The following is a 16,731-nucleotide window of genomic DNA, read 5'->3' as shown; positions in this document are numbered from 1 at the left end:
ACAGGCGTCGGGACAATTGATCCCGCTTCATGCGCGCCGCTTCTTATCGGTGCGATGAACGCGGCGCAACAAAGAGAACAAGAATGCGAAGGGGGATGAAGCGGCTTTACCCCGGATGGCTTGCTGCGCTAGAGCGCGCGCATCATGAACGCTCCCCATCCGATGACGCAAGCTGAAGGCAGCGAAGCGGCAGAACTCAAGGTTTTGATCGCGGCACCGCGCGGCTTCTGCGCCGGGGTCGACCGCGCGATCCGCATCGTCGAACTGGCGCTGCAGAAATATGGCGCGCCGGTCTATGTCCGGCATGAAATCGTTCACAATCGCTATGTCGTCGACTCCTTGAAGGCAAAGGGCGCGATCTTCGTCGAATCGCTCGATCAGGTTCCCGATGGAGTGCCCGTGGTGTTCAGCGCGCACGGCGTGCCCAAGGCGGTGCCCGCGAAAGCCGAAATGCGCGGGCTCGACTATATCGACGCGACCTGCCCGCTGGTGTCGAAAGTGCACCGTCAGGCTGAGCGCGCGCACGAAACGGGACGTCATATCGTCTTTGTCGGTCACGCCGGCCATCCCGAAGTCATCGGAACGCTGGGCCAGCTTCCCGAAGGCGCGATGACGCTGGTCGAATCGGTCGACGACGTCGCGGCGCTGTCGCCGCCCGATCCCGATATGCTGTCCTTCCTGACCCAGACCACCCTATCGGTCGACGACACACGCGACATCATCGCGGCGCTCCAGCACCGCTTTCCGGCGATCACGGGCCCGCGCGGCGAGGATATCTGCTATGCGACCTCGAACCGCCAGGATGCGGTGAAAGCGATCGCCGGGCAATGTGACCGCATGATCGTGATCGGTGCACCCAACAGCTCGAACAGTCTGCGCCTGGTCGAGGTCGCCGAGCGGCTGGGGACCCCAGCGCATCTCGTCCAGCGCGGGACCGACATCGATCCGGCGTGGCTGGCGGATATCGTCACGCTAGGCATCACGGCGGGTGCCAGCGCTCCGGAAACATTGGTCCGTGAGGTAATCGACGCGGTTGCGGCGGTTCGTCCCATCGTTGAGGATGTCGTGGTGACGGCCGAGGAGCATATGGTGTTCAAGCTGCCGCGCGGGCTCGAAGCCGCCTGATGGCCGTCTACACGCACGTCGAGCCCGACGATCTTGCCGCCCTCGTCGCCCGATACGACATCGGCACCGTCGTGTCGTGCAAGGGCATTGCCGAGGGCGTCGAGAACAGCAATTTCCTGCTCGAAACGACGGGCGGGCGCTTCATCCTGACGCTTTATGAAAAGCGGGTGAGCGAGGGCGACCTGCCCTTCTTCGTCGACCTGCTGAACCATCTCGCCAGCCAGAACTGTCCGGTCCCGGCGATGATCCGCGATCGAAGCGGCGTCGCGATCCAGCAAATCTCGGGCCGTGCGGCGTGCGTCATCCAGTTCCTGCCCGGGATTTCGCTGACCCAGCCGACCCCGGCCCAGTGCGAAGCGGCGGGCGCCGCGCTCGGCGCGATGCACCGCGCGCTCGAAGACTATGCGGGTGCGCGCGAAAACAGCATGGGTCACGCGCATTGGCGTAGCGTTGCCGAAGCGACCGGCGACCTCGATGTGGTGTTGCCGGGGCTGCAGTCGGTCGTCGACGCCGAACTGGCATATCTCGACGCCCATTGGCCGAGCGACCTGCCCGCGCATGTCATCCACGCCGACCTGTTTCCCGACAATGTGCTGATGCTCGGCGACCGGGTTACCGGCCTTATCGACTTCTATTTCGCCGCGAGCGATTTCCGCGCTTACGACCTCGTCATCACGCACGCATCCTGGGCCTTTTCCGCCGATGGAAAGCAATGCGATCCCGCGCGCGCCGAGGCGCTGATGCGCGGCTATGCGCGCGAAATCACGCTGTCGGACGCCGAAGTCGCTGCGTTGCCGCTGCTGGCGCGCGGCGCATCGCTGCGCTTCCTGCTGACGCGCGCGCACGACTGGGTGCATACGCCCGCCGACGCGCTCGTCACGCGTAAGGACCCGTCGCCCTTCCTCGCCCGCTTGCAGCGCTATAGCGCTCCTGACGCCGCCAGCCTGTTCGCCGTCGGATGAACGAAAGCACCGGCAAGACCGTGATCGTCGCAACCGACGGCGCGTGCAAGGGCAACCCCGGCCCCGGCGGCTGGGGCGCCGTGCTGCGCTGGGGAGACGTCGTGAAAAAGCTGTCGGGGGGCGAACCCGACACGACGAACAACCGCATGGAATTGATGGCCGCGATTGAAGCGCTCGCGGCGCTCAAGCGCAGCTGCAACGTCGAGCTGTCGACCGACAGCGTCTATGTCCGCGACGGCATCACCAAATGGATTTTCGGCTGGCAGAAGAACGGCTGGAAAACCGCGGCGAAAAAGCCGGTCGCCAATGCCGACCTGTGGCAGCGCTTGGTCAAGGAAAATGCGCGGCACAAGGTCGAGTGGATCTGGGTCAAGGGCCACGCGGGGCACGGCGACAATGAACTGGCCGATCAGCTGGCTAGCGACGCAGCCCTCGAAGTCGCGCGGGCGCGCAGGGCACCCGCGCGCTAAATATCATTCGGTTTCGCGGACTTCGGCGCCCGGGCCGTTCTTCAGGATCGAGTCGATGGCATTCTGTGCGGAGGCCTTGCTGCTATAGCCCTCGGTCCAGAAGATGGGTTCGCTATTATATTTGAAATAGGCGACAAATTCGCCGGCCTTGTTCTTCTTGATCTCGAAATAATGGGCCATGCCATCCTCCACAGGTCGGGCCGTGCCGGGGGTGGCACAGCCAAGCCCATGTTAATGCGGTCGTTTCGCCGCGCAAGCGGTCAGATGGGTTCAGGCAAAGCGCGATGGTGTGAAGGGCGTCGGATCGACGCGACCGATGGCTCCCCCGGGCGGCGGGGCGCCAAGCTCGGCCGCAAGCAAGGCGGCGATCGCCGGCGACGTCTGGATGCCGAAACCGCCCTGCCCCGCGCACCAGATGAAGGCGCGCTCGTACCGATCGGCGCCGAATACCGGGATACGATCGGGCGCGAAGCTGCGCAGTCCTGCCCATTTGCGCTCGACCGCAACGACCGGCCAGTCGACCACCGACTGCATCCGGTCGATCGCGAGCGCGACGTCGAGTTCTTCGGGCGCCGCGTCGTGCGGTGCGGTCGGCGTCTCGTCGTGGGGGGTCAGCCAGACGCGCCCCTCGCTCTGACCTTTGAAATAAAATTCGCCGCCGACGTGGATGACGAGCGGCAGGTCGGCGGGAACCGGAACGCCCAGCCGGACCTGCATCACCGTGCGGCGATAGGGCTGGATGCCGACCGGCGCGACGCCGCACGCGGCCGCAACCTCGTCCGCCCATGCCCCGGCGGCGTTGACGATCAGCGTGGCGCGGACCCGGCCGCCACCCAGTTCGACGTCCCAGCCGCCCGCGACACGGCGCGCCCGCCGCAACGGCGCGCGCGTGACCAGCGTCGCGCCGGCACGCTTTGCCGCGCGAAGATAGGCCGCATGCAGGCCGCCGACATCGATGTCGCGGCACGCCGCTTCATAGGCGGCTTCACTCCATTCCGGGCGAAGGCCCGGAATCATGCGGGCAACCGGCGCACCCGACATGCGCTCGACATCGACGCCTTGGGCCGCGAACTCGGCGGCGAAGGCATCAACCGCCGCAGCTTCGGACCGCTGGCCCAGCGTCAATGCCCCGCGCGGCGACAGGAAGCCATGATCGGAGAATTCGGGCGGCGGGTTGTTCAACGCCTCGAACGATGCGTGGGTCAGGGGCTGCACCCCGACCCCGCCATAGCTTTCGTGCCAAAAGGCGGCTGACCGGCCCGTCGCGTGATAGCCGGGGGCATCCTCGGCCTCGGCCAGCAGGACGCGGCGCCAGGGGGCCAGTGCCGCCGCCAGGCTTGCACCGGCGATCCCGGCGCCGACAATCAGCACATCGGTGGCGGAAGGTGGCGCGTCGGTCATGCCCGCCGCATATCGGTTGGCCCGCGGAATGCAAGCCGCAGCGTCCCCGGCGACATGGTTACTCTTTGGTAAGCCATGTTGCGTAGGAGAAAGCCGATGGAAAACGGCACAATCGCGCTCGGCCTGATGGCCATACTCGGCCTGTTGATGATTGCCGCGGCAATCAGCGACATCCGGTCGCGCACCATCTCCAACGAGCTCAACGCCGCGATGGCGCTGCTCGCTATTCCCTTCTGGATCGCGAGCGGTCTCGCGCTCTGGCCCGACGTGCCGCTTCAGCTCGGCGCCGCCTTCGCGGTCTTTCTCGTCTTTGCCGGCCTGTTCGCGATCGGCGCGATGGGCGGCGGCGATGTCAAAATGATCGGCGCGGTGATGCTGTGGATCCCGCTTCCGCTGTTCATGCCGACCCTGATGGTCATGGCGATCGGGGGCGGCATCCTGTCGGCCGCGATGCTTATCCATATGAAATTGCGCCCTTCGGACAAGCCGGTCGAGGTTCCCTATGGGGTTGCCATCGCGGCTGCGGGCCTTTGGGCGCTTCACCAACAATATCTTAACCAGTTTCAGGTTATCGGATGACCTGAGGGAAAAGCACGACCGTCTCTGGTGGGTGCAGGAGGGCGACAAATCGTCATGGATACGCGAAAGATTATGCTGATCGTCGGCGCGTTGGTGATTGCCATCAGCGCAGCGTTCGGGGTCAACCAGATGATGCGCGGAGCTGCCACTCCGCAAGCGCGCGCCGCCGCGGCGCCGGACATTACCGGTCCGATGATCCTTGTCGCGACGCGGCAGCTGCCCGTCGGTACGATTGTCGGCCCGGATAGCTTCCGCTTCCAGCCCTGGCCAAAGGAATTGGTCGAAAAGGCCTATTTCATGAAGGACAAGACCGACGTGAACACGTTGGTTGGCACCGTCGTGCGCTATCCGATCACCGCGGGTCAGCCGCTGACGCAGGGCGCGCTGGTCCATCCCGACGATCGCGGCTTCCTCGCCGCGGCGCTTGGCCCGGGCATGCGTGCCGTCACGGTGAAGGTGTCTCAGGAGCAAGGCGTCGCCGGTTTCGTCTTTCCTGGCGACCGCGTCGATGTGGTGCTGGCCCAGACTATCTCGGTCGAGGAAGGCAGCAGCTTTCCCGACAAGCAGATATTCACGGCCGAGACGATCGTTCGCAATGTCCGCATATTGGCGACCGACCAGCGTTATGATGCCGAGGATGAAACCGGAAAGACCCCGGTTCGCACCTTCGGCTCGGTGACGCTGGAAGCCACGCCGGAAATCGCCGAGAAGATCGCCGTCGCGCAGGACATGGGCAAATTGTCGCTCGCACTGCGTCCGCTGGCCGAAAGCGCTGGCGAACTCGATGCGGCCATCGCGTCTGGCGACATCAATGTGCCGGCCAAGGGCGGCTCCGTGGCGGAAAAAAGGATGCTGGCCGAAGCCGCCGCACGTCCGGTTGCCAGCCGCTCGACAGTGACCACGGGCGGCGACGTGTCGCGCTTCTGGATCCCGGTGCGCGGCCGCGTGAACTCCTCGCGGGCGCCGCAGGCGGCGACGAATGGCGGCGGCTTCATGCCGTCTAATGGGGGCGCTGTGTCCGTTCCGACCGGTCCGGTCGTGCGCGTGACTCGCGGCGACAAGATGACCGAAGTTCCGGTTGGGGGTAAGTAAGATGAACAGCACAGCCAAATTCAAGGCGGCGGCTCTGGCCCGCACCCTGGCCATCGGCCTGTTGGCAGCCACGCTGGCAGCGGCACCTTCGGCGCCCGCTATCGCCCAGGCCGTCCAGAATGCCAGCAGCAGCATCGAACTGTCGGTGGGCCGTGGCCGCCTGGTCAGCCTTCCGGCCTCCATGTCCGACGTCTTTGTCGCCAATGACCAAGTCGCCGACGTCCAGGTGCGTTCGGGACGCCAGCTCTATATCTTTGGCAAGAAGCCCGGCGAAACCAGCATCTATGCCACCGACGCCAGCGGCCGGGTCGTTTTCTCGACCGTCGCCCGCGTTGGCAACAATATAGAGACGATCGACCAGATGCTGTCGCTCGCCATGCCCGATGCCAGCATTTCGGCAAACACGATGAACGGCTTCGTGCTGCTCACCGGCACGGTCCAGTCGCCCGACGATGCCGCCGAAGCCGAACGGCTCGTCCAGGCGTTCGTCGGCGAGCCGACCAAGGTCTTGTCGCGCCTTCGCACGGCCACGCCGCTGCAAGTCAACCTGCAGGTCCGCATCGCCGAGGTAAACCGCTCGCTGGTCAAGGAAATCAGCGGCAACCTGCTGACGCGCGATACCGATGGTCCGCTGGGCAACGGCTTCCTCGGCGGCGTGTTCAGCGGCCGCAGCGCGGGTGAGATCACCAGCATCCCTGCCCCGACCGCGATTTTCCCGGGAAGCCCGGTCGCGCGGCCTTACGATCCTTCCACCGGTCTGCCGCTTCCCCCCGGCCAAACAACGCTGGGCACCAGTTACCGGTTCGACACGCCCGCCGGCAAGCGGAGCCTAGCCGGTGCCGGCCGCCTGTTCGGGCTCGACTTGATGGCTTCGCTCGACATCGGCGAGCGGTCGGGTCTGGTCGCAACGCTGGCGCAGCCCAATTTGACCGCCATTTCCGGCGAAACCGCCGACTTCCTTGCCGGCGGCGAGTTCCCGGTTCCGGTCCCCGGCAACTTTGCCGGTACGACGATCGAATATCGCAAATATGGCGTCAGCCTAGCCTACACGCCGACCGTGCTGTCGAATGGCCGGATCAGCCTGCGCGTTCGCCCCGAAGTATCCGAACTGTCGACCGAAGGCGCGATCGTGATGCAGGGGTTCCAGGTTCCCGCGTTGACGATCCGCCGCGCTGAAACGACGGTCGAGCTCGGCTCGGGCGAAAGCTTTATGATCGCCGGGTTGATGAACAATCGTTCGATCGGCGCGATCGACAAGATGCCCGGCCTCGGCGACGTTCCGCTGCTCGGCATGCTGTTCAAATCGGACAGCTTCCGCCGCGGCGAAACCGAACTCGTCATCGTCGTGACCCCCTATCTGGTCCAGCCGGTGTCGGCGAACGACATCAAACTGCCCACCGACGCCTTTCAGGATTCCGACGACCTGCAGCGGATTCTGCTCAACCAGACGAGCAACGGCGTGACGGGCGGGGACCGGCCGAAACCGCGGCTCGACACCTCGGTCGGCGACGCCGATCGCCCGCGGGGCACCGGCGACGCGTCGCCCGGCTTCAGCATCAAGTGACGCGCTGGATTTCAGGAGCAAAGTGATGAAAAAAATCGCAACTTGGACGGTCCTGGCTCTGGCCACGTCGCTCACCGGCTGCACCGGCGCGGCGGTCAGCAATCGCAGCCTCGATTCGGTCCACCAGCCTGTCGTGCGCAACGCCATCTATCAATTCGATGTTGCCGCTTCGAATGGCGAACTGCCGCCCAGCGAACAGGGCCGCCTGCAAGGCTGGCTCGATTCGATGGGGGTTCGTTATGGCGACCGCGTCGCGATCGAGGATCCATCGGCCTATGGCGCCGGCTCAGCACTGGCGACCGTCCGGTCGATGGTCGAACGCCGCGGGCTGCTGCTCAGCAGGGACGTCCCGGTAACGACCGGCGCGGTGCCGCAGGACCATCTGCGCGTCGTCGTGACGCGGGCGACGGCATCCGTGCCCGGCTGCCCCAACTGGGACAGCAAATCGTCGATCAACCCGACCAACTCGACATCGTCGAACTATGGCTGCGCGACCAACAGCAATCTCGCGTCGATGGTCGCCGACCCGAACGACCTGATCAAGGGCGCCAGCAACACGGGCAGCGATCCGACGGCGGCAACGCGCGCGATCCAGACCTATCGTACCAAACCCCAAACCGGTGCAGGCGAACTGACCAAGGCACCTACCAGCGGAGGCGGCAAGTGAACGCTCCTTTCAAATCAGCAGGCGCGCGTGATCCCTTCAACGCCTTCGTCTGCGACGACGATACGCTGGATCTGATCCGCGCTGCGGTCAACGACATGGGCTGGCCGATCGAAAAATGTAACAAGGGTGGCCTGCGCAACGCGGTGCAGTCGTTGTCGGTCTCCGCCAGCCCGAACATCCTGTTCGTCGATATGTCGGAATCGGGCGATCCGATCAACGACATCAACGCGCTGGCCGAAGTCTGCGAGCCGGGCACGGTCGTGATCGCCGCGGGCCAGGTGAACGATGTTCGCCTGTACCGCGACCTTCTGTCCAGCGGCATCCAGGATTATCTGCTGAAGCCGCTGTCGCTCGACCAGGTTCGCGAATCGCTCACCATGGCGCAAGCCATGCTGTCGGCGCCGAAGCATGCAGATATGCACGACGACAAGCCGCATCACATGATGGGCGTTGTCGGTGTACGCGGCGGCGTCGGTGCGTCGCTGGTCGCGACTTCGCTCGCCTGGGCGATCAGCGAACAGGCGGGCCGTCAGACGGCACTGCTCGATCTCGACATTCATTTCGGCACGGGCGCGCTGACGCTCGACCTCGAACCGGGCCGCGGCCTGATCGACGCCATCGATAATCCCAGCCGCATCGACGGGCTGTTCATCGAACGCGCCATGGTGCGGGCGTCGGACAAGCTCAGCCTGCTATCGGCCGAAGCGCCGATCCATCAGCCGGTGATGACCGATGGTTCGGCCTTTTTCCAGCTGGAAGAAGAACTGCGCGCCGCCTTCGAGATGACGATCGTCGACATCCCGCGCCAGGTGCTGATCCCTTTCCCGCACCTCGTGTCGGAAGCGGGTACGATCCTGCTCGTCAGCGACGTGACGCTCGCCGCGGCGCGCGACACGATCCGCCTTCTGTCCTGGTTCAAGCAGAACATCCCGGGCGCGCGCGTCATACTCGTCGCGAACAAGTTTCAGAACGCCATCGGCGAGCTGTCGCGTAAGGAATTCGAATCGTCGATCGAACGACCGATCGACATCGTCATTCCGTTCGACCCGAAGCTGGTCGCCCAATCGGCAAAGCTCGGCAAATCCTATGCCGAAACCTGCAAGGGCACCAAGTCGGCGCTGGTGTGGAGCAACCTGATGCGCATCATCCTCGACGGCGCCGATGTCGAAGCCGAGGAAGCGCAGATTGTCGCCGCAAAGAGCAAATCGGGCGGCTCGCTGCTCGGCAAGCTCGGCCTGACGAAAAAGGGCGCGAAACAGGCGGCGTGACGGCGCGCCTGACGGGCCGTCACCACCTCCAGCGATAGAAGCGGACATCAGCTGACCATGAATCTGCCAGTCATCCTTATCATCGCCGGGGCCTTTCTGGCCTTTGCCCTCCTCGTGATCCTGCTGGGCGGGCCGTCGGCAGGCCAGGCGAAAACGCGACGGCTGGCGATGGTCAAGGATCGCCATGCGGCCTCGACCGAAGCGGTGGTGGCGGCGCAGATGCGCAAGACGATCCAGTCGGGCCGCAATGGCGATTCATCGCTGACCGCGTTGCTGCCGCGCCGGGACGAGCTGGAAAAGCGCATCCGCCGGACCGGCAAGACCTGGACGCTGACGCAATATATGTTCGCGTCGATGATCGTGTTCGTCGTGGCAACCGGCGGCATGCTCATCGTGCGCGCGCCGTTCCTGATGGCCGCGTTGGTTGGATTGCTCCTCGGGCTCGGCTTGCCCTATCTTGTCGTGGGCATGACGATCAACAGGCGTGTCAAGGCGTTCAACGCCCGCTTTCCCGACGCTATCGACCTGCTGGTCCGCGGCCTGAAATCCGGTCTGCCGGTCACCGAAACTTTCCAGGTGGTGAGCCAGGAACTTCCCGGGCCCGTCGGCGAGGAATTCAAGGGCGTCGTCGAACGCATCCGTATCGGCAACACGATGGAAGCGGCGTTGCAGGAAACGGCGGAAATGCTCGGCACGCCCGAATTCCAATTCTTCTGCATCACGATCCAGATCCAGCGCGAAACAGGCGGCAACCTGGCGGAAACACTCGCCAATCTGTCCGACGTTTTGCGCAAGCGCGCCCAGATGAAGCTGAAGATCAAGGCGATGTCCTCCGAAGCAAAAGCTTCCGCCTATATCGTCGGCGCACTGCCCTTCTTTGTGTTCGGCGTCGTCTGGACAGTGAACCCCGGCTATCTGGCGGGCTTTTTTGTCGAAGAGCGCCTCATCATTGCGGGGATAGGCGGCCTGATCTGGATGAGCATCGGCGCCGGCATCATGGCCAAAATGGTCAACTTCGAAATCTGACGGGGCATAGAAATGAACAGCGGCCTCCTTCTCTCTTCGGCTTTCTCTGGCGCACAAGCCGGGCCGAAAATCCTCGGCATCGACGTCGTATGGGCCGGTACAATGCTCGCGGCGGTCGGCGTCTTTGCCGTCCTGTTCGCGATCTACAACGCGCTGACCGTTCGCAATCCGATGACCAAGCGCGTCAAGGCGCTGAACGATCGGCGCGAGCAGTTGAAGGCGGGCATCACCGCCTCGACCGCGAAACGCCGCGCACGGCTCGTCCGCAAGAACCAGACCGCCGACAAGATGCGGACCTTCCTGGGCCGGCTCCAGGTGCTGCAGGAAGAACAGGTCAAGGAGGTTCAGCAAAAGCTGGCGCAGGCCGGTATTCGGTCGAAAGATCTCGCCGTGGCGGTCATTTTCGGCCGCATGGTCCTGCCGATTCTGTTCGGCGGCCTCGCCCTTGTCCTGATCTATTGGATCGACATGTGGCCCGACATGACGTCGTTCAAGCGGTCAATGTATACGATGGGCGCCTTGATACTCGGCTACAAGGCACCCGATCTCTTTGTAAACAATAAGCGGCAAAAGCGTACCCACGCGATCCGCAAAGGCCTGCCCGACGCGCTCGATCTGCTCGTGATCTGCGCCGAAGCCGGTTTGACCGTCGACTCCGCCTTTTCGCGCGTCTCGAAGGAGTTGGGCCGCGCTTATCCCGAACTCGGCGAAGAATTTGCGCTGACGTCGATCGAGCTCGGCTTTCTCACCGAACGCCGTCAGGCTTTCGAAAACTTCGCCTATCGTGTGAATCTGGAATCGGTGAAGGGCGTGGTCACGACCATGATCCAGACCGAGAAATACGGCACGCCGCTCGCCAGCGCGCTGCGTGTCCTGTCGGCAGAATTCCGCAACGAACGCATGATGCGCGCCGAGGAAAAGGCCGCGCGCCTGCCCGCGATCATGACCGTGCCGCTGATCCTGTTCATTCTGCCGGTGCTGTTCATCGTGATTCTGGGTCCTGCGGCCTGTTCGCTGAGCGATGCAATGTCGGGCGGCAGCTTCGGCTGACAACGCGGCCGGCGATTCGGCCTTTACAAGGGGCGGGTGCAAACCCGCCCCTTTCCTTATGCGACCTGCTGTTCGATCGCGCCAAAGATGCTGTGATGCCGGTCGTCGTCCATCCAGATACGAACCGTGTCGCCCTTTTGCATGAACGGCGTCTTGGGTTCGCCCTGCTGGATCGTTTCGACCGTCCGGACTTCGGCGAGGCAGCTATAGCCGAGACCGCCGGCGGCGATCGGCTTGCCCGGCCCGCCATCGGCATCGCGGTTCGACACCGTGCCCGACCCGATGATCGTGCCCGCGCCCAGGTCGCGCGTCTTGGCCGCATGGGCGATCAGCGCGCCGAAATCGAAGGTCATGTCGACCCCGGCGTCGGCACGCCCCAGCGGCTGGCCGTTGAGGTCGACCGACAATGTGCCGTGCAGCTTGCCGTCCTTCCAGCGATCGCCCAGCGCATCGGGCGTTACGAACACCGGCGACATCGCGCTCGACGGCTTCGACTGGAAAAAGCCAAAGCCCTTGGCGAGTTCCGCCGGGATCAGGCCGCGCAGCGACACATCGTTGGTCAGCCCAACGAGCAGGATCGTCTCGCGCGCCGCGGTGGCATCGATCCCCTTGGGCACGTCGCCAGTCACGACGACCACTTCGGCCTCCATATCGCAGCCCCAGGCGGGATCGCCGAGGGGGATCGGGTCGCGCGGAGCCAGAAACGCGTCGCTGCCGCCCTGGTACATCAACGGATCGTGCCAGAAACTGTCGGGCATTTCAGCGCCGCGCGCCTGCCGCACCAGCGCGACATGGTTCACATAAGCGCTGCCGTCGGCCCACTGGTAGGCGCGCGGCAGTGGCGACGCGGCATCATGTTCGTGAAAGCGATCCTTCGGGATCGCGTCGTGGTTGAGATCCTCGGCCAGTGCCGCGAGGCGGGGAGCGGCATAGGCCCAATTGTCGAGCGCCGCCTGCATCGTCGGGGCGATCTGGCCGGCGTCGGCGTACCAGGCAAGGTCGTCCGAAACGACGACCAAGCGGCCGTCGCGGCCCTGTTTGAGCGAAGCTAGTTTCACGGGAACTCCTTTGGCTGACGATGCGGCCGAACCGACATCGCCTCAAAGGAGCGAAAATCAGCGCGTCATCGTGATCGATGCGAAACAGGTAAAGCCGCTCTGTCCCGCCTGCAAGCGCCGGATATATTGGAGATAGGCCTGCGACTGATTGTACGTCGTGCCGGGCAGCGTCTGCCCACGGAACGCGCGCTTCACTTCCTCGCCCGTGAATGGGCGCACCGAGCCCGGAAATGCGCCCTTGGTGCCCGGCGGGACCAGCTTGCCCGCGGTATCGATATATTTGCCGGCGCCCGTCGGGCCGGGAACGGGAATCTGGCAATTCATCACCGACACCGCGGTCTGCGCAAAGGCGGGGCGGATCGTCAGCGCGGCGGAAACGCCGACGGCGCCGAGCGCGAGCATCCTGCGCCGTGACGGGATGGCTTCGTCCGTCTCCACGGGATTTTCGGCGGGAATGTCGCTATTTTCCATGTCGCGCGCATAACCCAATGAAGCGCCAAGGAAAAGCAAAAGACGGGTCGCCGCCTTGCCCTTCCCGCTTTGGGACATTCGCGGCCAGGACGTTAATTGCCGTAAACATCCTTGCGCACCATCACCGCTTCGTGCGAGGCGCAATGGCGATGTTCGATCGCCTTTCCAGCCTGGTCATCGCTTTGACGCTGGTCGCCATCGCGGCGATTTTCGCCACGCTGACCGGCGGCGACCCGCTGTCGATCGCCATAATGGTGCTCGCAGGCTTTCTCGCCGCCGCCACCGTCTACAGCGCGCTTCCGGTCGCCTTGCCCGACGCGAAGGGCGTCACCCCCGAAACCGCGCCCGCCCCGCCCGTCTCCTTGCTCCGCCATCCCGATTTTGCCCATTGGGTCGATCAGGAAAAGGAGCCCTTGATCGGCACCGCCGACAATATCGTCACCATCGCCAACGACGCCGCGATCCGGTTGCTGGGCCGGCACATCGTCGGCGCCGACGTCCGCACCGCGATCCGCCATCCCGCGGCGACCGACTGGCTGTCACGGATCGACGGGCAAGACCCTCTCGAAACGGTCAATCTGATCGATTTTCCGCGCCCCGGCCAGCGCTGGACGATGCGCATCGCCGCGCTGTCGGGCAGCGAATATATCATCTTCCTGTCCGACCGGTCGGCGATCGACGCCGCCGACCGCATGCGATCCGACTTTGTGGCCAACGCCAGCCACGAACTGCGCACGCCGCTCGCCGCGATCCTCGGCTATGTCGAAACGCTCCAGGAAATGAACGGCGAGGCCGACGCGCCGACGCGCAATCGCTTTCTGTCGATCATCGATCGCGAAGCGCGGCGGATGCAGCAGCTCGTCATCGACCTTCTGTCGATTTCGCGCGTCGAGGCCGACCGTTTTCGCCGCCCAACAACGCCGGTCGATCTGGCCGTCATCGTCCAGACCACGATCGCGCAATTGTGCGATAGCGAACAGCCGCGCACCAAAGACATCGTCGCCCGGCTGGGCGACGCCCCGCAACCGGTGCTCGGCGACGAGGCGCAGTTGGGGCAGCTCGCGCACAATATCATTTCGAACGCGATGAAGTACGGCCACGCGGGAACGCCGGTAACGGTCGAACTGGTGCGCGAGGGCGGCCGTGTGCGGCTTGCGGTCAGCGATCAGGGCGACGGCATCGCGCCCGATCATCTGCCGCGCCTGACCGAACGCTTCTATCGCGTCGACGAAGCGCGCAGCCGTTCGGTGGGCGGCACGGGTCTCGGCCTCGCCATCGTCAAACACATCAGCGAGCGTCATCAGGGACAGCTCGACATCGACAGCGAAGTCGGCAAAGGCACGCGCGTTTCGGTGGCCTTTCCCCTGCTCGCGCAGGCATGACGGCGCGCGAATCCAAGCCTATCCTTGACTTTTCATAGCTCAAGCCCCATCTTCAGCAGGCTATCGTCGCCTACGACGGATTTTTTTGCCTGATTGGCGGACACTTCCATCCTCACGCTACCTGGCGCCATCGGCATATGGCCGGTGGTAAATCCGATTCCGTGAAAGGAACGACCCCATGCCGATCGGCACCGTAAAATTCTTCAACACCGAAAAAGGTTATGGCTTCATCGCGAACGAAGACGGTTCGGGCGACAATTTCGTCCACATCACCGCCCTCGAACGCGCCGGGATGACGACGCTGAACAAGGATCAGCGCGTTTCCTATGATCTGGAAACCGACCAGCGCGGCAAAACCGCCGCTGTCAACATCCAGTCGGCCTGATCTTTTGGCCAAAGAGGAACTACTGACCCTCGACGGCCAGATCGATGAAATCCTTCCCGACGGACGCTTCGGCGTCATTCTGGAAAATGATCATCGGATCATCGCTTACACGGCAGGCCGGATGCGACGTTTTCGCATCCGGTCGGTCGTAGGCGACGCCGTACGCGTCGAAATGACGCCTTACGACCTCACCAAGGGCCGCATCGTTTATCGCGATCGCGGCGCCGGTCCGGCCGGAGGCGGCCCCCGCAAGGGCAATCGACGCTGAATACCCAACCAGAACAAAACAATGATTACAGGATATTATGAACTTTAATTTGAATGCATTTCCCTCCCTTCTTCGGCCCTATTCCGCGATCGATGCGCGGGCCGAAAAGCCAGCGCGGCGATCGCCGACGCTGACGCGGCGCGAACTTCGCCGCCTGATCGCCCAAATGGTCGACTGACCTCTCCGGTTCAAACCGACCTTCAACACCCTAACCCTAAGGATTTCCGCCATGTCGAACACCAGCGATTTCTACCTGATCCAGGCAGACAAATGCGCGGCCGACGCGGCGGAAAGCACATTGTCGCAAGTCCGCGACCGCAATCTGCGCGCCGAACAGGCGTGGCGCACGATGGCCGAGCGGCTGATCCAGACCGAAGCCACGCGCGCGCGGCAAGTCGCGGCGGCAGCCGCCAAGGCGGAAGCCAACGTCGCCGCCGACTGACGGCTATTCCCGTCAGTCGATGCGGCCCAGCAATTCGGCAATCTTCCCGAACATCTCGTCAATCTGCGTCTTTTCGACGATCAGCGGCGGCGATAGCGCAATGATGTCGCCCGTCGCGCGAACAAGCAAACCATTGTCGAAGCAGGCGTGGAACAGTTCCATCGCGCGCGCCGTCGGCGCTCCTGCACGCGGCTCGAGTTCGATGCCCGCAACCAGCCCGATCGTGCGAATATCGATGACATGGCGCGCGCCTTTCAGGCCGTGCGCCGCGTCCTCCCAATAGCTGCCGAGTTCGGTCGCGCGGTCGAACAGGCCATCGCGCGCATAAAGATCGAGCGTCGCAAGCCCTGCGGCGCTCGCAAGCGGATGCCCCGAATAGGTGTAGCCGTGGAACAGCTCGATCCCACCGGGCACGCTGTCGATCACCGCATCGTGGAGGTCGCGTTTCACCGCGACCGCGCCCATCGGCACCGCCGCGTTGGTCAGCCCCTTTGCCATCGTGATGATGTCGGGCGTCACACCCCAGGTCCCCGCCGCGGTCGCGCCGCCCACTCGGCCGAACGCGGTTATGACCTCGTCAAAGATCAGGATGATACCGTGCTTGTCGCAGATTTCGCGCAGGCGCCGAAGATAGCCGACCGGCGGCACAAGCACCCCGGTCGAGCCCGCCATCGGCTCGACGATCACCGCCGCGATCGTGTCGGCGCCGTGCAGGTCGACCAGCCGCTGGAGATCGTCCGCCAGTTCCGCGCCATGCTGCGGAAAACCACGCGCGAAGGCGTTGCGTTCGATGTCGTGCGTGTGGCGAATATGGTCGACGCCGGGCAGCCCGCCACCGAAGGTGCGGCGGTTGTTGACGAGGCCGCCGACGCTGATCCCGCCAAAGCCCGTGCCATGATAGCCACGCTCGCGCCCGATCAGCCGCGTCCGCGTTCCCTGCCCCCTGGCCCGCTGGATATTGAGTGCAATTTTCAGCGCCGTATCAACCGATTCAGAACCGCTGTTGGTAAAGAATATCCGATCGAGCCCGTCGGGCATCAGCGCGGCAAGCCGCTGCGCCAGTTCGAACGGCAATGGGTGACCCAGCTGGAAAGTCGGCGCAAAATCGAGCGTCGCCGCGGCATTGGCGATGGCTTCGGTGATCTCGGGCCGGCAATGCCCCGCATTGCTGCACCAGAGGCCCGACGTGCCATCGAGAATCGTCCGCCCATCGGCGCTTTGGTAATGCATGCCGCTCGCGGAGACGAGCTGGCGCGGGTTCGCCTTATACGCGCGGTTGGCGGTAAACGGCATCCAGAAGGACGCTAGATGGTCGTTTTCTCCCCGCATCGCCTCACTCTCCTTCCAGCATATTCAAATGCGACTATCGCGCGGCGCCGAGGATGCGGCGGATGCAGGGTCAAGTCCAGTATGACGAAGATGACGGGGCGCCGATTTCGCGCAAGCAAAGAATCCGGCATGAAATGATACCGAAGATGGGCGGATAACCGCCCCCTCTGGCGCTTCGTCCAACCTTGCGAT

At 64.2% G+C, this 16,731-nt stretch carries 19 protein-coding genes; 14 read left to right on the top strand and 5 right to left on the bottom strand.

What is annotated here, in order from left to right; genetic code table 11:
- Positions 1–144: 144 nt before the first annotated feature.
- From ispH to rnhA, 3 genes are read left to right on the top strand one after another with little or no spacing between them, the layout of a single operon-like run.
- The gene (gene ispH, locus FG91_RS12435) at positions 145–1,125 is read left to right on the top strand and encodes a 4-hydroxy-3-methylbut-2-enyl diphosphate reductase (RefSeq protein ID WP_235212024.1); all 981 of its coding nucleotides are present in this window, start codon (positions 145–147) and stop codon (positions 1,123–1,125) included.
- Positions 1,125–2,087: a homoserine kinase gene (thrB, locus tag FG91_RS12430; protein ID WP_037515292.1), complete on the top strand. Its 963-nt coding sequence runs from the start codon at positions 1,125–1,127 to the stop codon at positions 2,085–2,087. The genes ispH and thrB overlap by 1 nt, the downstream gene beginning before the upstream one ends.
- A complete protein-coding gene (rnhA, locus tag FG91_RS12425) occupies positions 2,084–2,557 on the top strand; it encodes a ribonuclease HI (RefSeq protein ID WP_037515290.1) in 474 nt (157 codons plus the stop codon). Before thrB ends, rnhA begins: the two co-directional genes overlap by 4 nt.
- Positions 2,558–2,560: 3 nt before the next feature.
- Here rnhA and FG91_RS21460 read toward each other — a convergent pair whose 3' ends face one another.
- Together FG91_RS21460 and FG91_RS12420 are read right to left on the bottom strand one after the other, a co-directional pair.
- Complete coding sequence (locus FG91_RS21460; RefSeq protein WP_081940566.1) at positions 2,561–2,737, bottom strand: YegP family protein; 177 nt, start codon at positions 2,735–2,737, stop codon at positions 2,561–2,563.
- 90 nt (positions 2,738–2,827) lie between these two features.
- Positions 2,828–3,958, bottom strand: coding sequence for an NAD(P)/FAD-dependent oxidoreductase (locus FG91_RS12420; RefSeq protein ID WP_037515288.1), 1,131 nt, complete (start codon positions 3,956–3,958; stop codon positions 2,828–2,830).
- A gap of 96 nt (positions 3,959–4,054) precedes the next feature.
- On the opposite strand from FG91_RS12420, the gene FG91_RS12415 reads away from it, so the two are divergent.
- From FG91_RS12415 to FG91_RS12385, 7 genes are read left to right on the top strand one after another with little or no spacing between them, the layout of a single operon-like run.
- Entirely contained in the window at positions 4,055–4,537 is a 483-nt protein-coding gene (locus FG91_RS12415) for an A24 family peptidase (RefSeq protein WP_052187541.1), read from the top strand.
- A 54-nt stretch (positions 4,538–4,591) separates the two neighbouring features.
- Positions 4,592–5,629, top strand: a complete 1,038-nt coding sequence (cpaB, locus tag FG91_RS12410; RefSeq protein ID WP_037515285.1) for a Flp pilus assembly protein CpaB — start codon at positions 4,592–4,594, stop codon at positions 5,627–5,629.
- Between the two features lies 1 nt (position 5,630).
- Entirely contained in the window at positions 5,631–7,193 is a 1,563-nt protein-coding gene (locus FG91_RS12405; protein ID WP_037515283.1) for a type II and III secretion system protein family protein, read from the top strand.
- 25 nt (positions 7,194–7,218) lie between these two features.
- Positions 7,219–7,860 (top strand): CpaD family pilus assembly protein, encoded by a 642-nt coding sequence (locus FG91_RS12400; protein ID WP_037515281.1) that lies wholly within the window; start codon positions 7,219–7,221, stop codon positions 7,858–7,860.
- The gene (locus tag FG91_RS12395) at positions 7,857–9,128 is read left to right on the top strand and encodes a pilus assembly protein CpaE (protein WP_037515280.1); all 1,272 of its coding nucleotides are present in this window, start codon (positions 7,857–7,859) and stop codon (positions 9,126–9,128) included. Before FG91_RS12400 ends, FG91_RS12395 begins: the two co-directional genes overlap by 4 nt.
- Positions 9,129–9,185: 57 nt before the next feature.
- Positions 9,186–10,154, top strand: coding sequence for a type II secretion system F family protein (locus FG91_RS12390; RefSeq protein ID WP_037515279.1), 969 nt, complete (start codon positions 9,186–9,188; stop codon positions 10,152–10,154).
- 12 nt (positions 10,155–10,166) lie between these two features.
- Positions 10,167–11,204 (top strand): type II secretion system F family protein, encoded by a 1,038-nt coding sequence (locus tag FG91_RS12385; RefSeq protein WP_052187540.1) that lies wholly within the window; start codon positions 10,167–10,169, stop codon positions 11,202–11,204.
- A gap of 56 nt (positions 11,205–11,260) precedes the next feature.
- Here the strand turns inward: FG91_RS12385 and FG91_RS12380 are convergent, their stop codons facing one another.
- Both FG91_RS12380 and FG91_RS12375 read right to left on the bottom strand, forming a co-directional pair.
- Positions 11,261–12,262 carry a fumarylacetoacetate hydrolase family protein gene (locus FG91_RS12380; RefSeq protein ID WP_037515277.1) on the bottom strand — a complete coding sequence of 334 codons (1,002 nt, stop codon included), beginning with the start codon at positions 12,260–12,262 and terminating at the stop codon, positions 11,261–11,263.
- Positions 12,263–12,319: 57 nt separating this feature from the next.
- Positions 12,320–12,733: a hypothetical protein gene (locus FG91_RS12375; RefSeq protein ID WP_037515497.1), complete on the bottom strand. Its 414-nt coding sequence runs from the start codon at positions 12,731–12,733 to the stop codon at positions 12,320–12,322.
- Positions 12,734–12,882: 149 nt separating this feature from the next.
- Between FG91_RS12375 and FG91_RS12370 the strand changes: the two genes are divergently transcribed.
- From FG91_RS12370 to FG91_RS12355, 4 genes are all read left to right on the top strand, one after another.
- Positions 12,883–14,115 (top strand): ATP-binding protein, encoded by a 1,233-nt coding sequence (locus FG91_RS12370; protein ID WP_037515496.1) that lies wholly within the window; start codon positions 12,883–12,885, stop codon positions 14,113–14,115.
- A 178-nt stretch (positions 14,116–14,293) separates the two neighbouring features.
- Positions 14,294–14,500 (top strand): cold-shock protein, encoded by a 207-nt coding sequence (locus FG91_RS12365; protein ID WP_037515275.1) that lies wholly within the window; start codon positions 14,294–14,296, stop codon positions 14,498–14,500.
- 4 nt (positions 14,501–14,504) lie between these two features.
- Positions 14,505–14,768: a translation initiation factor IF-1 gene (infA, locus tag FG91_RS12360; protein WP_037515274.1), complete on the top strand. Its 264-nt coding sequence runs from the start codon at positions 14,505–14,507 to the stop codon at positions 14,766–14,768.
- Positions 14,769–14,997: 229 nt separating this feature from the next.
- Positions 14,998–15,210 carry a hypothetical protein gene (locus FG91_RS12355; protein ID WP_037515273.1) on the top strand — a complete coding sequence of 71 codons (213 nt, stop codon included), beginning with the start codon at positions 14,998–15,000 and terminating at the stop codon, positions 15,208–15,210.
- A 12-nt stretch (positions 15,211–15,222) separates the two neighbouring features.
- Here the strand turns inward: FG91_RS12355 and FG91_RS12350 are convergent, their stop codons facing one another.
- Positions 15,223–16,539, bottom strand: coding sequence for an aspartate aminotransferase family protein (locus FG91_RS12350; protein ID WP_037515272.1), 1,317 nt, complete (start codon positions 16,537–16,539; stop codon positions 15,223–15,225).
- Positions 16,540–16,731: the final 192 nt, after the last annotated feature.

Origin of the sequence: Sphingopyxis sp. LC81 (genome assembly GCF_000756375.1) — a bacterium.
GTDB lineage: Bacteria > Pseudomonadota > Alphaproteobacteria > Sphingomonadales > Sphingomonadaceae > Sphingopyxis.
The sequence above is the reverse complement of the archived record's forward strand: the minus strand, read 5'-3'. Positions and strand labels throughout refer to the sequence as shown.

Excerpts from the sequence above, each read along its gene's own strand:
- ispH (WP_235212024.1), top strand. The coding sequence starts at position 145 with ATGAACGCTCCCCATCCGATGACGCAAGCTGAAGGCAGCGAAGCGGCA.
- thrB (WP_037515292.1), top strand. The coding sequence starts at position 1,125 with ATGGCCGTCTACACGCACGTCGAGCCCGACGATCTTGCCGCCCTCGTC.
- rnhA (WP_037515290.1), top strand. The coding sequence starts at position 2,084 with ATGAACGAAAGCACCGGCAAGACCGTGATCGTCGCAACCGACGGCGCG.
- FG91_RS21460 (WP_081940566.1), bottom strand. The coding sequence starts at position 2,737 with ATGGCCCATTATTTCGAGATCAAGAAGAACAAGGCCGGCGAATTTGTC.
- FG91_RS12420 (WP_037515288.1), bottom strand. The coding sequence starts at position 3,958 with ATGACCGACGCGCCACCTTCCGCCACCGATGTGCTGATTGTCGGCGCC.
- FG91_RS12415 (WP_052187541.1), top strand. The coding sequence starts at position 4,055 with ATGGAAAACGGCACAATCGCGCTCGGCCTGATGGCCATACTCGGCCTG.
- cpaB (WP_037515285.1), top strand. The coding sequence starts at position 4,592 with ATGGATACGCGAAAGATTATGCTGATCGTCGGCGCGTTGGTGATTGCC.
- FG91_RS12405 (WP_037515283.1), top strand. The coding sequence starts at position 5,631 with ATGAACAGCACAGCCAAATTCAAGGCGGCGGCTCTGGCCCGCACCCTG.
- FG91_RS12400 (WP_037515281.1), top strand. The coding sequence starts at position 7,219 with ATGAAAAAAATCGCAACTTGGACGGTCCTGGCTCTGGCCACGTCGCTC.
- FG91_RS12390 (WP_037515279.1), top strand. The coding sequence starts at position 9,186 with ATGAATCTGCCAGTCATCCTTATCATCGCCGGGGCCTTTCTGGCCTTT.
- FG91_RS12385 (WP_052187540.1), top strand. The coding sequence starts at position 10,167 with ATGAACAGCGGCCTCCTTCTCTCTTCGGCTTTCTCTGGCGCACAAGCC.
- FG91_RS12375 (WP_037515497.1), bottom strand. The coding sequence starts at position 12,733 with ATGGAAAATAGCGACATTCCCGCCGAAAATCCCGTGGAGACGGACGAA.
- FG91_RS12370 (WP_037515496.1), top strand. The coding sequence starts at position 12,883 with ATGTTCGATCGCCTTTCCAGCCTGGTCATCGCTTTGACGCTGGTCGCC.
- FG91_RS12365 (WP_037515275.1), top strand. The coding sequence starts at position 14,294 with ATGCCGATCGGCACCGTAAAATTCTTCAACACCGAAAAAGGTTATGGC.
- FG91_RS12355 (WP_037515273.1), top strand. The coding sequence starts at position 14,998 with ATGTCGAACACCAGCGATTTCTACCTGATCCAGGCAGACAAATGCGCG.
- FG91_RS12350 (WP_037515272.1), bottom strand. The coding sequence starts at position 16,539 with ATGCGGGGAGAAAACGACCATCTAGCGTCCTTCTGGATGCCGTTTACC.